Raw genomic sequence first — 14,899 nt, 5'->3', positions numbered from 1 at the left:
GCCGCTTATAGGACTAACTTCTTAAATTGGCGATCCTTCGGCGGTCAATCCGCCGATGGCCGCATCATCTCACTCGAAAGGGCCGACCAGCATGTTCTATCTCGACAAGCGTCTGCAATATCCCGTTCGGGTCGAGTCTCCCGATCCGGTCTATGCGCGGATGTTGCAGCAGGCCATCGGCGGGATCGAGGGTGAGATCCGCGTCTGTATGCAGTACTTCTTCCAGGGCTGGGGCGCACGCGGACCGACGACCAAGTATCGCGATATGCTCCTCAACACCGCGACGGAGGAGATCGGGCATATCGAAATGCTCGCCACCGCCGTCGCCCTCAACTTGGAGACAGCTCCGACCAAGCTGCAGGAAGCGGGCGTGAAGGATGCGGTAGTCGGCGCTGTGATGAATGGCGAGAATCCGCGCCATGTGGTGGAAGGCATGCTCCACCGCCACATCCTCTCCACCGGCATGGCCGCCTTCCCGGCCAATTGCGACGGCGTCCCCTTCGACATGTCCCACATCTACGCCAGCGGAAACCTCGCGGCGGACATGTATTGCAACGTCGCCGCCGAGACTACGGGACGAACCCTCGCCGTGCGCCTCATGACCGCGACGAACGATCCGGGCATGCGCGACATGTGGAGCTTCCTCATCGCGCGCGACACGATGCACCAGCAGCAATGGCTCGCCGTCATCGAGGATATGGGCGGCATGGAAGCGAACCTTCCGATCCCCAACAGCTTCCCGCAGAGCGAGGAGAGCCAGAAGCACAGCTACAGCTTCTTCGTCTCCACCGCCGACGATTCGCCTCTCCCCGAAGGACGCTGGACCAGCGGCCCGTCTCTCGACGGAAAGGGTATGTTCAACGTGGTCAAGAACGCCCCCATGGGCGAAGAGCCGGTTCTTGGTCCGGCACGCCCGGATAGCGGCGCCCAGACGCAGCAGATGTCCTGAATGCAAAAAAAGCCCGCCCCATTCCGGGGCGGGCCTTTCCTTCATCGTCCCACGAACCCCCTCGGAATGCCGCCTGCATTCCGGGGTGTTGGTGTGATGTCAGTCCTTTTCGGGAGCGATCGCCTCGAGGCCACCGATATGCTTCTGGGCGTAGAGCGGCAGGCCGATCTGAGCGATCAGGGTCTGCTGGGTCTCGAGGAAATCGATATGGCCCTCCTCGTCGGCGGCCAGCTCCTCGAACAGGATCTTGGACACGCGGTCGTTGATCGAATCGCAATACTGCGCGGCTTCGAGATAGAGCGCGCGGGCCTCGGTCTCGGCCGCGAGATCGGAGGCAATGATCTCTTCGATATTCTGGCCGATCCGCAGCGGATCAAGCTCCTGCAGGTTCGGAAACCCGTCGAGGAACAGGATCCGGTCGATGAACCGGTCGGCATGGTTCATCTCTTCGATTGATTCCTTGCGCCAGAACTTGGCGAGGTCGATGTAGCCCCAGTCGTTCAGCATCCGGAAATGGAGCCAGTACTGGCTCACGGCCGTCAGCTCGCTGCGGAGACCTCGATTGAGGTACTCGACGACCTTCACATCACCCTTCATAACACTCACTCCCGTTCAGCTTCTCAAGCATGAAGGGGAGCGTGGAGCCTCGCACAGGCCCTCAGGCGGCGATCCCCTCCTCCGCAGTTTGGAATTGAACCAAACTACAAGCGCTGGCGCAACCCGTTCCGCACGCATGGCCGGCTTCCGCCACGGCGTCTTGCAGAGCACCCTGCAGGGCCGCCTGCATGATCGAGCGGATCGTCCGGGCGCAGCGACCGCATTTCGGGCTGCAACCGAGACAGGCCTGGACCTGTGCCGGCGTGCGCGGACAATCAGGCCCATCCTTGAGGCAGGCGCGGACGGCGCCGTCGGACAACACGTTACAGGAACAGACGATCATGACAGCTCGCTGGACGGGATGAGAGGCTTCGATCGACCACGAAAGAATCGTGCGCGAGGCAGATTCCCCGTTTCGTGCATCGACTTGAGCGCCTCTTTAGAACTCTTAAAATCTACTGCATTCTCAATAACTTAACTGGCATGGGATTTTTGCGCAAGGCGCGCGGACCTGCCTGCGACGACAGGAGCCAGCCCCGTGGGCGTGCAACGCCGTCTCTGGGGCGCAGTCTCTCGGGTCGAAGTCGGGCAGGTCACACAGCCGTGGCCATCGGTACCGCGACCGTCCTCGCAGCAGCGAATATCCTGGCGGGGACGAACCCGCTCAGAAGACGTGGAACGCGACGCCAGCGAGGAAGCTCTTCTCTTCCGTACCCTTCAGGGTCGCCGTTTCGAGATTGCCGAACTTGTTCAGCCAGTACTGGAAGCCGATGAACACATCGACGCGGTTGGGCTGGTCGTAGACGAGCTTGCCGAGGTCGAGCACCAGATTGGTGCGGGAGACGAATTCGAGCCCCGTCTCTCGATTGAAGGCGAAGATCGCTGGATTACGGACACCGCGCCCCTTGGGCAGGACAATGTTGTTGATGCCGGTGACGCTGAGCGGCAGGCCGGTGAAGGCCAACGGGAAGCTATAGGCGATCTCGATCTCGGGGACGGTATCGTAGCTGATGTCCCGGTTCGGATAGGGATTGAAGCCGTTGCGGTTCCACTCCTTGTAGGCATGGACCGAGGCGTTGAGAAAACCGGCCGGCACGTCGAAGGAAAGGTTAAGACCGCCGACGACATTGCGCTTGCGGGGGCCGAAGGCGGTATCCTTCGTGTTGGCGTCGAACCCGTAGGACAGGGAGATATCCTTGACGAGGCCGGGCACCACGAACGCCTTGGTCCCGGTGAGCGCGTTGAGGCTGAGTGTGCCGCGGTAGAGGCCGTAGACTTCCGTCGCACCCTCATCGCGAAGCAGGAACCCGCCAGGCGCGTTGGTAGTACCGGCTCGCTCCTGCGCTCCAGATTTCAGGATGTCGAGCGAGAACAGATTGGTGCCGTAGGCCCAGGCATTGGCATGCGCGACATTGAAGATCTGTTTGGGGATACCGCGCGAGCGGAACGACCCGTCGGCGTCCCGCACCCGTATACCCGGCTCGGCGGCGGGGAACTGGTAGTGGTAGCTCACCTGGGTATCGGTAAAGAGAAAGAACGGCGAAGGCGCATCCGGAAGGGGTGGCTGCGCGCAGGCCGGATCGGCGGCCAGCGCCGGTGCCACTGCCGCGCAGGAGACCAGCGCGGTCGCCAGGAATGTCCAGAAGCCCGTCATATTCAATCCCGGAGCGCGGTCCGCCCAGTCGGGGCTCCGGTCAATAGCGGATTAGACAGTTTACCGGAAGGACGAAAGCTGGTTCTCCCGTGGGACGATGGGCAACTATGTAGCATAAACCGTTAAAACAGGCGTCGAGCCGGACGAGGATTTGCGCCTTGGACCATCCGATTCACCGGGCGAGTTCGCGCAGGCCAAGGCGGATAAGGGTCTTGGCTTCGGCGCCCTCACCGGCTCCCTTCATCGCGGCGGCGATGGCGGCGGAGGCCTGGACCGGGGCGTAACCGAGATTGACCAGGGCCGAGATGGCATCGGCGGCGGGCTGAGGCGCGGTTCGATCCTCCACCGCTCCGGAGAGGGCCAGGACGGCGGGGTCGATCGGCGCGAAGGCGGGGGCCTTGTCCTTCAATTCGGCGGTGAGCCGGGCGGCGAGGCGTGGCCCGACCCCGGGCGCGCGGGCGATGGCGGTCTTGTCACCCATGGCGATGGCGGTGGCGAGGGCCTCCGGCTCCAGCACGGAGAGCAGGCCGAGGGCCACCTTGGAGCCGACCCCCTGAACGGTCTGAAGCAGGCGAAACCATTCGCGCTCGGCATCGGAGCGGAAACCATAGAGCCGGATCATGTCCTCGCGGACATGGGTCTCGATGGCGAGGGAAGCGGCCTCGCCCGCGCCCGGCATCCGCTGCAAGGTCCGGGCGGAACAATGCACCACGTAGCCGACCCCCTGCACGTCGAGGATCACGAAATCCTCTCCGTAGGAATCCACCACACCCTTCAGCTTGCCGATCATGCATCATCTCGTCATCAGAGACAGGGTCTTATCAGGGACCGGCCCTCCTGTCCGACCAGCCATAGAGAAAGTGACCGCATGATGCGCACGCGCCTCCTCGCCCTCCTGCTTCTGGCCTCGCCCTGCGCCTACGCGCAGGAGACGCCACCTGATGCCGGCCCGTCGCGCGACCCGACCCAGGTCAAGCCCGGCACCTACGTGCTCGATCCGGCACACGGCAAGATCACCTGGTCGGTGATTCATCTCGGCTACTCGACCTATTATGGGCAGATCACCGATGTGGCGGCCAAGGCCGTTCTGGATCCGAAGGAGCCGGCAAAGAGCCAGCTCAGCGTCACCATCGGCATGGCCAGCATCAACGGCCTCAACGATGCCTTGAACAAGCATCTCCAGGCCCCCGAGTTCTTCGACACGGCCAAGTTCCCCACCGCCACCTACACGGCGACCCTGGTGGAGCCCACCAGCCCGACCACGGCGCGGATCACCGGCACCCTCACCCTGAAGGGTGTGACGAAACCCGTCTCCTTCGACGCCACGTTCAACCAAGCCGGCACCAACCCCGTCGACAAGCGCTACACCGTGGGCTTCGATGGCTGGGCCGTGATCAAGCGTTCGGATTTCGGTGTCTCGGCCTTCGTGCCGGCAGTGAGCGACGAGGTGAGCCTGCGCCTGGAGGGCGAGTTCAAGGCCCAGTAAACCCGCCCAGGACGTAAAGCCCCCTCTCCCCGCGCCCAGCGCCGGGAGAGGACATGCTCACCTCTTCGCCAGAGCCGCCGCGATCCGTGCGGCGGCAAGCCCGCTCACCCCGGCGACGGGAGCGTGGAGCTTCTTCAGCGCATGCGCGCCGCGATGATTGGCATGGGTGACGGCGATGGCGAGGGCATCGGCGGCATCCGCCGTCTTGAACTCGGCCTTGGGCATCAGAAACTTCACCATCGCCTGGATCTGCACCTTCTCGGCATGGCCCGAGCCGCAGACGGTCTTCTTCACCAGGTTGGCGGCGTATTCAAAGACCGGCAGACCCGCCAGAGCCGGCACCAGCAGGGCGATAGCGCGGGCATGGCCGAGCTTCAGCGTCGCCTGCGCGTCCTTGTTGACGAAGGTCTCCTCCACGGCGACCTCGTCGGGCGAGAAACCCGACACGACGCGGGTGATGCCCTCGTGCAATTCCCGCAGACGCAGGGCGAGAGGCAGGTCCCCATCCGACGTCACCACGCCGCAATCGACATAGGTCAATTTCGTCCCGACGACGGAGATGAGACCCCAGCCGGTCCGGCGCAGGCCGGGATCGATGCCGAGGATGCGGATGAAGCCGGTCATGCGCTCAAAACCAGAGGTGACAAAATCATGGGTTGGACAGGTCCGGGCGCGAGCGCCGCGCCGATCTGAGCGTTAAGGACATATCGTGAACGAAGTCTTGTGCCAAGGCATGGGCGATGGCATGGGCAAGACATTGCCGCCCTCGTCGCCTGAGCTGGCGGGAAACGATCCTATCCATGGGGGGACGGACCCACAGCGTCGTGGTCACCGCCGTCCCACCGGATCTCGTCGCCCGTCTCTACGTCTCCAGCGCGTAGCTCGTCGCGGATACCGGCGACGCGCGCGTAAGCTCCCGTTCCATAAGCCCGACGTATCCGAAAAATCAGAATTCCAATGCGGATATCGAGACTTGCCGGCGGAGCTCCGACTGATTCCTGAGCATCTGCCTCTGGCTAATCCTGCCGATCGCCGGGCCCGGAGCTCAGTTCAGCGGGAACGTTCCGACAGGGCCGATCCTGGCGGCAACCGTTCTGGCGGGGCTCGGAACGCTGACGCGCTGGCGTTGGTCAACCGCTTCCTCCACACCGTAAAAGCAGCCTGATCCTGGCTTCGCTCGAACGAAGCGGATGCCGGATCAGCCGAGCACGCGCGGCACCGGACCGAATCCCGGATCCGCCATCACGAGGGGGACTATCGGATCTGGAACGATCGCTTGTGGCTCCGGGCCGCTCACCCTTCGAGCTTGGCGACCAGAGCGTCGGAGAGAGCGAAATTGACGTAGACGTTCTGGACGTCGTCCTGGTCTTCGATGACTTCGACGAGGCGGATCAGCTTCTCGCCGGTCTCGTCGTCGACCTCAATGGTGTTCTGGGCCTTCCAGATCAGGGCCGTGCGGCGCGGCTCGCCGAATCGGGCCTCCAGGGCCTTGGAGACCTCGCCGTAGGAATCCTGGGCGCAGGTGATCTCGTGGCCATCCTCGGAGGAACGCACATCGTCGGCGCCCGCCTCGATGGCAGCCTCGAGCATCGTGTCGGCATCCGCCACCTTGGCGTCGAACTCCACCACGCCGACATGGTCGAACATGAAGGAGACGGCGCCGGTCTCGGCCAAGCTGCCGCCGGACTTTGTGAAGGCCGAGCGCACGTCGGAGGCGGTACGGTTGCGGTTGTCGGTCTGCGCCTCGACGATGAGGGCAGCGCCCCCCGGGCCGTAGCCCTCGTAGCGGATCTCGTCGTAGCTTTCGGCGTCGGCGCCCGAGGCCTTCTTGATCGCGCGCTCGATATTGTCCTTGGGCACGTTCTCGGCCCGTGCCGCGATGATGGCGGCGCGCAGGCGCGCATTCATCGCCGGGTCGGGCATGCCGAGCTTGGCCGCAACCGTGATCTCGCGGGCGAGCTTGCCGAAGATCTTGGAACGGACCGCATCGACGCGGCCCTTGCGGTGCATGATGTTCTTGAACTGGGAATGGCCGGCCATAGCGTGACCTTGGGTCGTGTCGGAGGTGGAGCGGAAGTGCGCGCGCGCGTCACCGCAGCGGGGTTGGGCCGGGTTATAGGCCGGGTCCGCTCATCGAGGCAACGCGGTGAGGCCCCCGGCGTTGATGCGGCAGGGGAGTTTCTCTCCCCGCAACGGGGACAGAAGCGATGGCAGACGAAGGAAACGGCGGCGCGGTGCGGCCCTGGTGGCGCCTTGCCTTTACCGCCTGCCTCGGCATCGTCGCGGGCTCGACTTTGTTTCCGCGGCCCGCGAAAGGGGTCACCCCGCGTGCCGGGCGTGCCAGTCCTTCAACGCTGCGAGAGTGACGACGTCGCCGGGCCATGCCGATCCGGCGAGATGGCTATGCGGGGCCTCCCGCTCGCCGAGATCCGAGACTGCCGAGAACGCGCCCTCCAGGCTGTGACCACCGGTATAGAGGCTGCGCGTGGCGATGACCGGCAGGCCGGCATCCAGGGCAGAGCGAATGCCGGGGGCGGAATCCTCGAAGGCGATGGCCTCGCCCGGTTCGACCCCGAGGCGCTTCAGGGCGAGCACGAACACGTCTGGATGGGGTTTCTTGCGCTCGGCCTCGTCGCCGCAGGCGATGGCGTCGAACGGATTGCCCTCGGGGAAATTCACGGCGATCAAGGTATCGATATTGGGCCTGCTCGTGGTGCTGGCCACCGCGAGACGTAGGCCCGCGCGTTTCGCCTCCTCGACCAGGCGCGCAATGCCAGGGCGCAGGGCGAGCGCCCCCTGCGTGACGAGATCGCCATAGATCCTGGTCTTGCGGTCGTGGATCTCGCTCATCTGGACGCGACGCTGCGCATCCGGCTCGCCATGCTCGGTCCGCACGTAATGCGCGAGCCTCTCCTTCCCGCCCATGACGGTGAGAAGGTCGGCATAGGCCTCCGGCGACCAGTTCCAGTCGAGCCCCAGTTCGGCGAAGGCCCGGTTGAATGCCTGTCGGTGCAGGTCCTCGGTCTCGGCGAGTGTCCCGTCGACGTCGAAGATCAGCGCCTTCAGCATGCGACGGTGCCGCTGGCGCCCGCCCGGATGGCGGCGATGCGCCCGGCATATCCGGCGGGCCCGCCCTTGAATACGGCGCTGCCGGCCACGAACGCGTTGGCTCCGGCGGCAGCGGCGAGGCCCACATTCTCGGGCGTGATGCCGCCATCCACCTCGATATCGATGTCGCGTCCGGCGCTCATCGCCTTGATCCGGGCGATGGTCTCCAGCGTCGAAGGGATGAAACTCTGCCCTCCGAACCCCGGATTCACCGTCATCACCAGGACGAGGTCGACCATGTCGATCAAGGGTTCGATGGCGCTCGCAGGGGTGCCCGGATTCAGCGCGATTCCGGCGCGCTTTCCGAGGTTCAGGATAGTCTGGAGCGAGCGGTGAATGTGCGGACCGGCCTCCACATGGACCGAGATCGCATCCGCTCCCGCCTCGGCGAACGCCGCGAGATACGGGTCGGCCGGCGCGATCATCAGATGAACGTCGAACACCTTGTCGCTATGGGGCCGGAGCGCTTTCACCACATCGGGCCCGAAGGTGATGTTGGGCACGAAATGCCCGTCCATCACGTCGAGATGAATCCAGTCCGCCCCCGCCTCGGACACCGCGCGAACCTCCTCGCCAAGGGCGGCGAAGTCAGCCGAGAGGATCGACGGGGAGATGATGGGGCCGGTCGTGCGGGTCGTCATTCGGACTATCTCGTTCACTCTGTCGGTCCGGCAAGAGCATGAGCCCGGACGTTCTGCGGTCTCAGGCAAGCCGGCGCTTGCGCTCCACCAATTGCATGATGATCGGCGTGAGGATGAGTTGCATGGCGATATCGAGCTTGCCGCCCGGGATCACAATGGAATTGGCGCGGCTCATGAAGGAGCCCTGGATCATCGATATCAGGTAGGAGAAATCGATGCCCTTCGGGTCCTTGAAGCGGATGACCACCATCGATTCGTCGGCGGTGGGAATCCAGCGGGCGATGAACGGGTTCGACGTGTCGACCGTGGGTACGCGCTGGAAGTTGATGTCCGTCCAGGTGAATTGCGGGCAGATCGTCTGGACGTAATCCGGCATGCGCCGCAGGATGACGTCGGTGACCGCCTCGGTGGAATAACCGCGGAACGAGCGGTCCCGGTGCAGCTTCTGAATCCATTCGAGGTTGATCACCGGTACTACGCCGATCTTGAGATCGGCGTAGCGGGCCATGTCGACATTGTCGTCGACCACGCAACCGTGGAGTCCCTCGTAGAACAGCAGGTCCGAACCCGGCTGGAAATCCTCCCAGGGGGTAAACGTGCCGGGCTCCGCCCCATACGCCTGAGCGTCGGCGGCGTCGTGGACGTAATGACGCGTCCGCCCGATGCCTGATTCGCCATAGGTGCGGAACACCTCCTCCAGTTCGGGGAGAAGATTGGCGCGTGGCGCGAAATGGCTGAGCGTCGGCTCCTCCGCCATCGCCTTGCGCATGGCATTGCGATCGAGGGCGTGGAACGCGTCGCCCTCGATATAGACGGCACTGACATCCTCGCGGCGGAAGATCTGCTCGAACGTGTTGCGTACGGACGTCGTGCCGGCCCCGGACGAGCCGGTCACCGAGATGATGGGGTGACGCGCCGACATGAACGATGCCCGACCGGTTCCAGTCTCTGCCCTGTCAGCCGCGCATCAGGCCGCGCTGGCCGAACAGGGGTGAACGGCCGGCAGCGGGATTGCGGCCGCCGTAGTACTTCGCGACGCAGGCGACTTCCTCGGTCGATCCGAAGACCAAGGGCACGCGCTCGTGAATGCCGGTGGCGCTGATGTCGAGGATGCGGTTGGCACCGTCCGTTGCAGCGGCTCCGGCCTGCTCCATCAGCATCGCGATGGGAGCTGCCTCATAGAGGAGGCGCAGACGACCCTGGGCATAGCCTTTCCGGTTGTCGCCTGGATACAGGAACACTCCGCCGCGGATGAGAACCCTCTGGGCGTCCGCCACCAGCGAGCCGAGCCAGCGCATGTTGAAGTTCTTGTCGAGGGGGCCGTCAGCGCCGGCCAGACAATCCTCGATATACGCCTTGACCGGCGTGTCCCAATGACGGGCATTCGAGGCGTTGATTGCGTATTCCTTGGCTGTCGCCACGACTTCGATCCGCGGGCTGGTAAGGCGGAATACGCGCTCGGCCCGATCGAGGGTGTAGATTTGCGTGCCGAAGCCCAGGGTAACGACAAGGGACGTCGCCGGGCCGTAGGTGACGAAGCCGGCGGCGAGCTGTGCCGTACCGGGTGTCGTGAAGGAACCGGCCGGATTATCCGGGGTGGCGGCGACCGGACGGATGCCGAAGATCGACCCCACCGCCATGTTGACGCCGATGTTGGAAGAGCCGTCCAGGGGATCGATCGCGACGGCAAGGGGGGCGCCCGCGTTCAGGAGCATGATCCCCTCCGCCTCCTCCGAGGCAACCTCCGCCACCGGCGCACCGCGCAGAGCCTCGGTGAAACGCTCGTGGGCTAGGACGTCGAGGGCCTTCTGAACGTCGCCGTCGCTATTCTGCTCGCCTTGCGCAGCGAGATCGCCACCGCCCAGGGCGCCGCGACCGATGACCTCGCTCACATCCACGGCCGCTTCGGCGCAGGCCGCGATCACGGCCGCCACATCGGTCAGGGCCGGATTGGCCGCAACGGCCTGAGCGAGGCATGCATCGAGACGAGACCCGATCTCCAGAGACCCCAACGACATCGGCTCACGTCCTCTTCATCGACCTGCCGGGAGAACCCGGCCATTCAGCGCCCAACCCGGCATCAAGCTTCCACGGCCTGATAGCGCCCTTTGCACGATAGCGCTGCCATCAACCAGAGCGCCAGACGGGCAATCCCCGTGCAAAGAAGGAATTATGAAAAAACTTGCGGGCAGTTCCAAAAAAACTAAAAACGGCGAATGCGCAACCTCTCGCTCAAGCAACTCCAGGCCGTCGCAGCGGTCGCCCGCCTCGGAACGATGACCCGCGCGGCCCAGGAACTCAACGTCACCTCGGCGGCGCTTTACGCGCGCATCCGCCAGCTCGAGGAGGAGGCGGGGCTGCTCCTGTTCGACCGCACGCCGACGGGCCTGAAACCCACCGATGCCGGGCGCGAAATGCTCTGGGCAATCGACAGCATCAACACCGTGCTCGAAACCTGCGCCGATAAGCTCCAGACACTCAAGGGCGGGAGCGGCGGCCGGGTCGCCATGGGAGTGGTCTCGACGGCCAAGTACTTTACGCCTCAGATCATCGCGGGCTTCGTCGCGCGCTTTCCAGCGGTGGAGATCAACCTCGTTGTCGGCAATCGCGGCGCCATGGTCGAGGCCCTGCGCAACTACGAGATCGACTTCGCGATCATGGGCCGGCCGCCCCGCGATTTCGCGATCGAGGCCGAGATGTTCGGCGCGCATCCGCTCGTCATCATCGCCGCGCCAAACCATCGCTTCAGCACGCGCACCAATCTTACGCGGGCGGATCTGGCCGAGGAATCCTTCCTGGTTCGCGAGGAAGGGTCCGGCACCCGCACGGTGTTCGAGGAGTTCATGTCGGGCATCATGATTCAGCGCGCGAAGCTCGGAATCGATTCGGGATCGAACGAGACGATCAAGCAGGCGGTGATGGCCGGACTCGGTATCGCACTCATCTCCGCCCACACGGTAGCGGCCGAGGTTGAAAGCGGTCGCATGATCCTGCTCGACGTGCAGGGATTGCCGATCCGTCGCGACTGGTACGTGGTCCGCCGCGCCGACAAGGTGCTGGGTCCGGCGGCGGCGGCATTCTGGGATTTCACGGTGAAGGAAGGCGGGCGGAAACTGCCGCGTCTGGCGCTGTCGCCAGCCGTCAGCCCGGTGACCGCGGAGTTCGAGGCGTGAACGAGGGCGGGATCGTCATCATCGGTGCCGGTCAGGCCGGCTTGCAGGCGGCAGCCTCCCTTCGGGAGTCGGGCTTCGACGGACCGGTGACGATGATCGGCGACGAGCCGATCCTTCCCTATCAGCGACCGCCGCTCTCGAAAGCCTATCTCGCTGGCAAGGTGGACGCCGCCGGCCTGTTCCTGCGCGCACCCGGCTTCTATGTGGAGCACCGCATCGGCTGCGAAACCTCGTCCATGGCCGTCTCGATCGACCGTGGCGGGCGCCGAATCCGCCTCGGCGACGGACGCGAGATTGCCTACGATCATCTCGTCCTCGCCACAGGTTCGCGGAACCGGCCTCTTCCCGTATCGGGAGCCGAACTTACGGGCGTCTACCAGTTGCGCTCGATCACGGATGCAGATCGAATCCAGGAGGCCATCGGCGAGGCGCGCAACATTGCCATCGTCGGTGCGGGGTTCATCGGGCTCGAATTCGCCAGTATCTGCGCCGCGCGTGGTCTTTGTGTCACCGTCATCGAAGCCGCCGACCGACCCATGGCGCGGGCCGTGTCCGAACCCATCGCCGCTTTCTTCCGAGAGACTCACGAGAAAGCCGGTATCCGCTTCTTGTTTGGCAGCGGCGTCCAGGCCATCGAGGGCCGCACCGGTCGGGTCGAGGCCCTCCGCCTGTCCGACGGCACCGCGTGCCCGGCGGATCTGGTCCTGATCGGCATCGGTGTGCTTCCGAACCAGGAGCTCGCAGCCGAGGCGGGGCTCCGTGTAGAAGACGGCATCGTCGTCGATCCTGTCCTCGTCACCGACGATCCGTCGATCTCGGCTATCGGCGATTGCGCCAGGTTTCCAACACGTTTCGCCGCGCATGGCGTAGCGCGCGTAGAATCCGTCCAAAACGCGATCGACCAGGCACGTTGTGTCGCCGCCCGCATCGCCGGACGCCCGGCGCCCTACGATGCCGTCCCGTGGTTCTGGAGCGATCAGGGCGGACACAAACTGCAAATGGTTGGGTTGCCATTGCCAGGCGATGTTTCGGTACGGCGCCCGACCGCCGGAGGCTTCGCGGTGTTCCGCTATCGCGATGCATACCTGACAGGAATCGAGACGGTGGATTCGGCGACCGAGCACATGGCCGCCCGTCGGATCATCGCGCGCGGCCTTTCACCGACGCCAGATGAGGCCGCCGATCCCGCGTTCGATTTGAAGGCTCTCGCCATGGGACGAGGCGGCGCGTAACGCATTCGCTCAGTGCCGATTCCCGGAGCCCCAAAGGTTTCCTTTGCGGACTTCAGTGATCGTTTTCGGTGGTCAGCGAGGAGAGCCGCGTACCTTCGTCTCCGCCCTTAGCGCGTAGGCTGACACCGTTCTCGCGCCCCTCGTGAAAGACGATGCCGGCGCTCATCAGAGCACTTCTCAGCGCCTCGATCTGCCCCGAGGCAGGATCGTTGGCTCCGCTCTCGAAATCCTTCACATCCTGCTCTGCGAGTCCGACCCTGCCAGCGAGATCCGCTTCCGACCAGCCCAGCATCCCGCGGGCGGCCCGCGATTGCGCAGGGCTCATCGTATTCAGCCCTGATCCACCACGCCCGCTCTCGTCCAGTCCCGACACAGAAACTCTCCCCTTCCTCGGCGGCGCTCCACCTGCCGCAGCCTCTAAGCTGGCTTAACGAGACTGGCATCGGGATAGTTCACGTACAGCAAGCATGGAACGTCGTTTAGGAGGGGATGATCATGAAATCTCGCCGCCCGCAGTCTTGACCATATTTGTGCTGGAATCTTATCCGAAGGGCGGTTGCACCCTGTCCACGCGACGCATCGGCCGACGCCGACCCTGGTGTGTGGCGCACGGTCCAAATGATCACGCCTCGAAACCGGGGTGAGGCGCGCGACGACGCGAGTTCGATTGATGATGACGAAGGAGGGCCTGACGATGAGAGCGATGCTGTTCGCCGTGATGGCTTTTGCCGCGACGGCAGGGATGCCGATGACGGAGGCAATGGCGCAGGGATCCAACGTCACGGGTTTCGGCAAGGACAATCGCGAGAAGCCAGAGAAGAAACAGTATGTTCCGGCCGCCAAGGCTCAGGAAAAGATGTTTCCCCTCGACGCGACTTGGACTGCCGTGAGCCTGAATGGCAAGCCGTTCAACGGCACCGACCGGCCGAGCTTCATCATCGACAAGCAGTATCGCGCACGCGGCTACGGCGGGTGCAACACCTTCGCCGCCACGGCCTTCCCCCTGCGCGAGCAGCATCTTGCGGTCGGCCCCCTCGCCTTGACGAAGAAGCCTTGCGACAAGGGTACCGGAGCGAGCGAGCAGGATTTCTTCATCGCCCTGCGAACCGCTGCCCAATGGGACCTCGTAGGCTCGCAGCTGGTGATCAAGAGCCAGAAGGGCGAACTGAAGTTCGACCGCGCGCTCTAAATCTCTGCGCTTGACCGGCAATCGCCGACCATACCGCCCCTCGTGAAAACGCGGGCCGGCAAGACACTCACTTTTTACGGCTCGTCTCACGAGCCGTAGAGCGGACCATGAGAGATTTCCCCGGGGCTGGCAGTGTCGTGACAGTCTGCGACTTGCTTCAGCGACTACTGCTGATGCGGGCTGCCCCGCACAGCCGAGCCATGAGCCCTGCGACCACGGCGGTGCAACTGGATCGCCCGGACGAAGCGCATCCCATGCTCTCGGGAATCGGCATGCAGACAGGCACGGGCCCGGGCGCGCGGGTCGTTTAGCATCTCGGCTAAACCTCCGAAGTCTTCGGGTCTGGTAGAGGCGTCGCAGAGAACGAGACCGGGCCGGGCCGGGCCGGGCCGGGCCGGGGCCAGTGCCGACTCCTTCGCAATTGTCAGCCTCTCTTTAAGATCGCATTGACGACGATCCAAGGTCGCGGCTTCAGCTTTACCCCTCGTTGAATGCCCCTGTCGCTTTCTGCCCATCACGGCTGAGCGCAGGGGACGCGAAATGGTGAAGCGGCTTGAATGGGCGACCGGCAGTATCGTCCGGCATGGCGTCTCCGAAGAGATGATCTACACTTGCTCGCCGAGCCTGCATCCGGCCGCATTCCGGATCGCATTGTCGGCACCGCTTTGTGCGACTTTTCTCGTGCTCTCCGCGATGATCCTGTTTTCGTAGGCGCCGCCTCTTCGCCGCCATGGCTAGGGCGCGACCGAGCAGATACTTCACGGGACGGGATAGAAGGCGGCGCCGGAGAACAACGTCCTACAGATAACGCACCAAGCAAATGAAAATGTCTACTGGCAACACTCGCACTTGACGACAGAGAAGATTTGT

Annotated in this window: 16 protein-coding genes; 5 read left to right on the top strand and 11 right to left on the bottom strand. The window is 64.3% G+C overall.

The window, feature by feature from the left end; translation table 11 throughout:
* The first annotated feature begins 91 nt into the window (after window positions 1–91).
* A complete protein-coding gene (locus ACYQOP_RS10600; protein WP_461225282.1) occupies window positions 92–949 on the top strand; it encodes a manganese catalase family protein in 858 nt (285 codons plus the stop codon).
* Between the two features lie 99 nt (window positions 950–1,048).
* Here the strand turns inward: ACYQOP_RS10600 and bfr are convergent, their stop codons facing one another.
* The 4 genes from bfr to ruvA all read right to left on the bottom strand — a co-directional run bounded on the left by bfr (window position 1,049) and on the right by ruvA (window position 3,990).
* Window positions 1,049–1,546 (bottom strand): bacterioferritin, encoded by a 498-nt coding sequence (bfr, locus tag ACYQOP_RS10595; protein ID WP_056434452.1) that lies wholly within the window; start codon window positions 1,544–1,546, stop codon window positions 1,049–1,051.
* A gap of 61 nt (window positions 1,547–1,607) precedes the next feature.
* Window positions 1,608–1,889 carry a (2Fe-2S)-binding protein gene (locus ACYQOP_RS10590; RefSeq protein WP_056434454.1) on the bottom strand — a complete coding sequence of 94 codons (282 nt, stop codon included), beginning with the start codon at window positions 1,887–1,889 and terminating at the stop codon, window positions 1,608–1,610.
* 321 nt (window positions 1,890–2,210) lie between these two features.
* Complete coding sequence (locus ACYQOP_RS10585; protein ID WP_461222348.1) at window positions 2,211–3,200, bottom strand: hypothetical protein; 990 nt, start codon at window positions 3,198–3,200, stop codon at window positions 2,211–2,213.
* Window positions 3,201–3,372: 172 nt separating this feature from the next.
* Complete coding sequence (gene ruvA / locus ACYQOP_RS10580; protein WP_056434458.1) at window positions 3,373–3,990, bottom strand: Holliday junction branch migration protein RuvA; 618 nt, start codon at window positions 3,988–3,990, stop codon at window positions 3,373–3,375.
* Window positions 3,991–4,068: 78 nt separating this feature from the next.
* Here ruvA and ACYQOP_RS10575 point away from each other — a divergent pair, with 78 nt between their 5' ends.
* Window positions 4,069–4,686, top strand: coding sequence for a YceI family protein (locus ACYQOP_RS10575; RefSeq protein ID WP_207412231.1), 618 nt, complete (start codon window positions 4,069–4,071; stop codon window positions 4,684–4,686).
* Window positions 4,687–4,743: 57 nt separating this feature from the next.
* Here ACYQOP_RS10575 and ruvC read toward each other — a convergent pair whose 3' ends face one another.
* The 6 genes from ruvC to ACYQOP_RS10545 all read right to left on the bottom strand — a co-directional run bounded on the left by ruvC (window position 4,744) and on the right by ACYQOP_RS10545 (window position 10,453).
* A complete protein-coding gene (gene ruvC / locus ACYQOP_RS10570; RefSeq protein WP_461222347.1) occupies window positions 4,744–5,310 on the bottom strand; it encodes a crossover junction endodeoxyribonuclease RuvC in 567 nt (188 codons plus the stop codon).
* A 669-nt stretch (window positions 5,311–5,979) separates the two neighbouring features.
* Entirely contained in the window at window positions 5,980–6,726 is a 747-nt protein-coding gene (locus tag ACYQOP_RS10565; RefSeq protein ID WP_207412230.1) for a YebC/PmpR family DNA-binding transcriptional regulator, read from the bottom strand.
* A gap of 279 nt (window positions 6,727–7,005) precedes the next feature.
* Window positions 7,006–7,755, bottom strand: coding sequence for an HAD-IA family hydrolase (locus ACYQOP_RS10560; protein ID WP_207412229.1), 750 nt, complete (start codon window positions 7,753–7,755; stop codon window positions 7,006–7,008).
* On the bottom strand, window positions 7,749–8,435 hold the full coding sequence (gene rpe, locus ACYQOP_RS10555) for a ribulose-phosphate 3-epimerase (RefSeq protein WP_419951390.1): 687 nt from the start codon (window positions 8,433–8,435) through the stop codon (window positions 7,749–7,751). Before rpe ends, ACYQOP_RS10560 begins: the two co-directional genes overlap by 7 nt.
* 61 nt (window positions 8,436–8,496) lie before the next feature.
* Complete coding sequence (locus ACYQOP_RS10550) at window positions 8,497–9,357, bottom strand: phosphoribulokinase (protein WP_056434471.1); 861 nt, start codon at window positions 9,355–9,357, stop codon at window positions 8,497–8,499.
* A gap of 34 nt (window positions 9,358–9,391) precedes the next feature.
* Window positions 9,392–10,453, bottom strand: a complete 1,062-nt coding sequence (locus tag ACYQOP_RS10545) for a class 1 fructose-bisphosphatase (RefSeq protein ID WP_207412228.1) — start codon at window positions 10,451–10,453, stop codon at window positions 9,392–9,394.
* A 198-nt stretch (window positions 10,454–10,651) separates the two neighbouring features.
* Here ACYQOP_RS10545 and ACYQOP_RS10540 point away from each other — a divergent pair, with 198 nt between their 5' ends.
* Together ACYQOP_RS10540 and ACYQOP_RS10535 are read left to right on the top strand one after the other, a co-directional pair.
* Entirely contained in the window at window positions 10,652–11,608 is a 957-nt protein-coding gene (locus ACYQOP_RS10540) for a LysR family transcriptional regulator (protein WP_056434475.1), read from the top strand.
* On the top strand, window positions 11,605–12,840 hold the full coding sequence (locus ACYQOP_RS10535; protein WP_461222346.1) for an NAD(P)/FAD-dependent oxidoreductase: 1,236 nt from the start codon (window positions 11,605–11,607) through the stop codon (window positions 12,838–12,840). Before ACYQOP_RS10540 ends, ACYQOP_RS10535 begins: the two co-directional genes overlap by 4 nt.
* A gap of 52 nt (window positions 12,841–12,892) precedes the next feature.
* Here the strand turns inward: ACYQOP_RS10535 and ACYQOP_RS10530 are convergent, their stop codons facing one another.
* Window positions 12,893–13,165, bottom strand: a complete 273-nt coding sequence (locus ACYQOP_RS10530; RefSeq protein WP_056434477.1) for a helix-turn-helix domain-containing protein — start codon at window positions 13,163–13,165, stop codon at window positions 12,893–12,895.
* 369 nt (window positions 13,166–13,534) lie between these two features.
* On the opposite strand from ACYQOP_RS10530, the gene ACYQOP_RS10525 reads away from it, so the two are divergent.
* Complete coding sequence (locus tag ACYQOP_RS10525; RefSeq protein WP_056434721.1) at window positions 13,535–14,029, top strand: META domain-containing protein; 495 nt, start codon at window positions 13,535–13,537, stop codon at window positions 14,027–14,029.
* Window positions 14,030–14,899 lie beyond the last annotated feature (870 nt).

The organism is Methylobacterium sp. CM6247, assembly GCF_054817925.1.
The sequence above is the reverse complement of the archived record's forward strand: the minus strand, read 5'-3'. Positions and strand labels throughout refer to the sequence as shown.

What these genes read in the sequence shown, in the direction of transcription:
- ACYQOP_RS10600 (WP_461225282.1), top strand. Translation starts at nt 92, where the DNA reads ATGTTCTATCTCGACAAGCGTCTGCAATATCCCGTTCGGGTCGAGTCT.
- bfr (WP_056434452.1), bottom strand. Translation starts at nt 1,546, where the DNA reads ATGAAGGGTGATGTGAAGGTCGTCGAGTACCTCAATCGAGGTCTCCGC.
- ACYQOP_RS10590 (WP_056434454.1), bottom strand. Translation starts at nt 1,889, where the DNA reads ATGATCGTCTGTTCCTGTAACGTGTTGTCCGACGGCGCCGTCCGCGCC.
- ACYQOP_RS10585 (WP_461222348.1), bottom strand. Translation starts at nt 3,200, where the DNA reads ATGACGGGCTTCTGGACATTCCTGGCGACCGCGCTGGTCTCCTGCGCG.
- ruvA (WP_056434458.1), bottom strand. Translation starts at nt 3,990, where the DNA reads ATGATCGGCAAGCTGAAGGGTGTGGTGGATTCCTACGGAGAGGATTTC.
- ACYQOP_RS10575 (WP_207412231.1), top strand. Translation starts at nt 4,069, where the DNA reads ATGATGCGCACGCGCCTCCTCGCCCTCCTGCTTCTGGCCTCGCCCTGC.
- ruvC (WP_461222347.1), bottom strand. Translation starts at nt 5,310, where the DNA reads ATGACCGGCTTCATCCGCATCCTCGGCATCGATCCCGGCCTGCGCCGG.
- ACYQOP_RS10565 (WP_207412230.1), bottom strand. Translation starts at nt 6,726, where the DNA reads ATGGCCGGCCATTCCCAGTTCAAGAACATCATGCACCGCAAGGGCCGC.
- ACYQOP_RS10560 (WP_207412229.1), bottom strand. Translation starts at nt 7,755, where the DNA reads ATGCTGAAGGCGCTGATCTTCGACGTCGACGGGACACTCGCCGAGACC.
- rpe (WP_419951390.1), bottom strand. Translation starts at nt 8,435, where the DNA reads ATGACGACCCGCACGACCGGCCCCATCATCTCCCCGTCGATCCTCTCG.
- ACYQOP_RS10550 (WP_056434471.1), bottom strand. Translation starts at nt 9,357, where the DNA reads ATGTCGGCGCGTCACCCCATCATCTCGGTGACCGGCTCGTCCGGGGCC.
- ACYQOP_RS10545 (WP_207412228.1), bottom strand. Translation starts at nt 10,453, where the DNA reads ATGTCGTTGGGGTCTCTGGAGATCGGGTCTCGTCTCGATGCATGCCTC.
- ACYQOP_RS10540 (WP_056434475.1), top strand. Translation starts at nt 10,652, where the DNA reads ATGCGCAACCTCTCGCTCAAGCAACTCCAGGCCGTCGCAGCGGTCGCC.
- ACYQOP_RS10530 (WP_056434477.1), bottom strand. Translation starts at nt 13,165, where the DNA reads ATGAGCCCTGCGCAATCGCGGGCCGCCCGCGGGATGCTGGGCTGGTCG.
- ACYQOP_RS10525 (WP_056434721.1), top strand. Translation starts at nt 13,535, where the DNA reads ATGAGAGCGATGCTGTTCGCCGTGATGGCTTTTGCCGCGACGGCAGGG.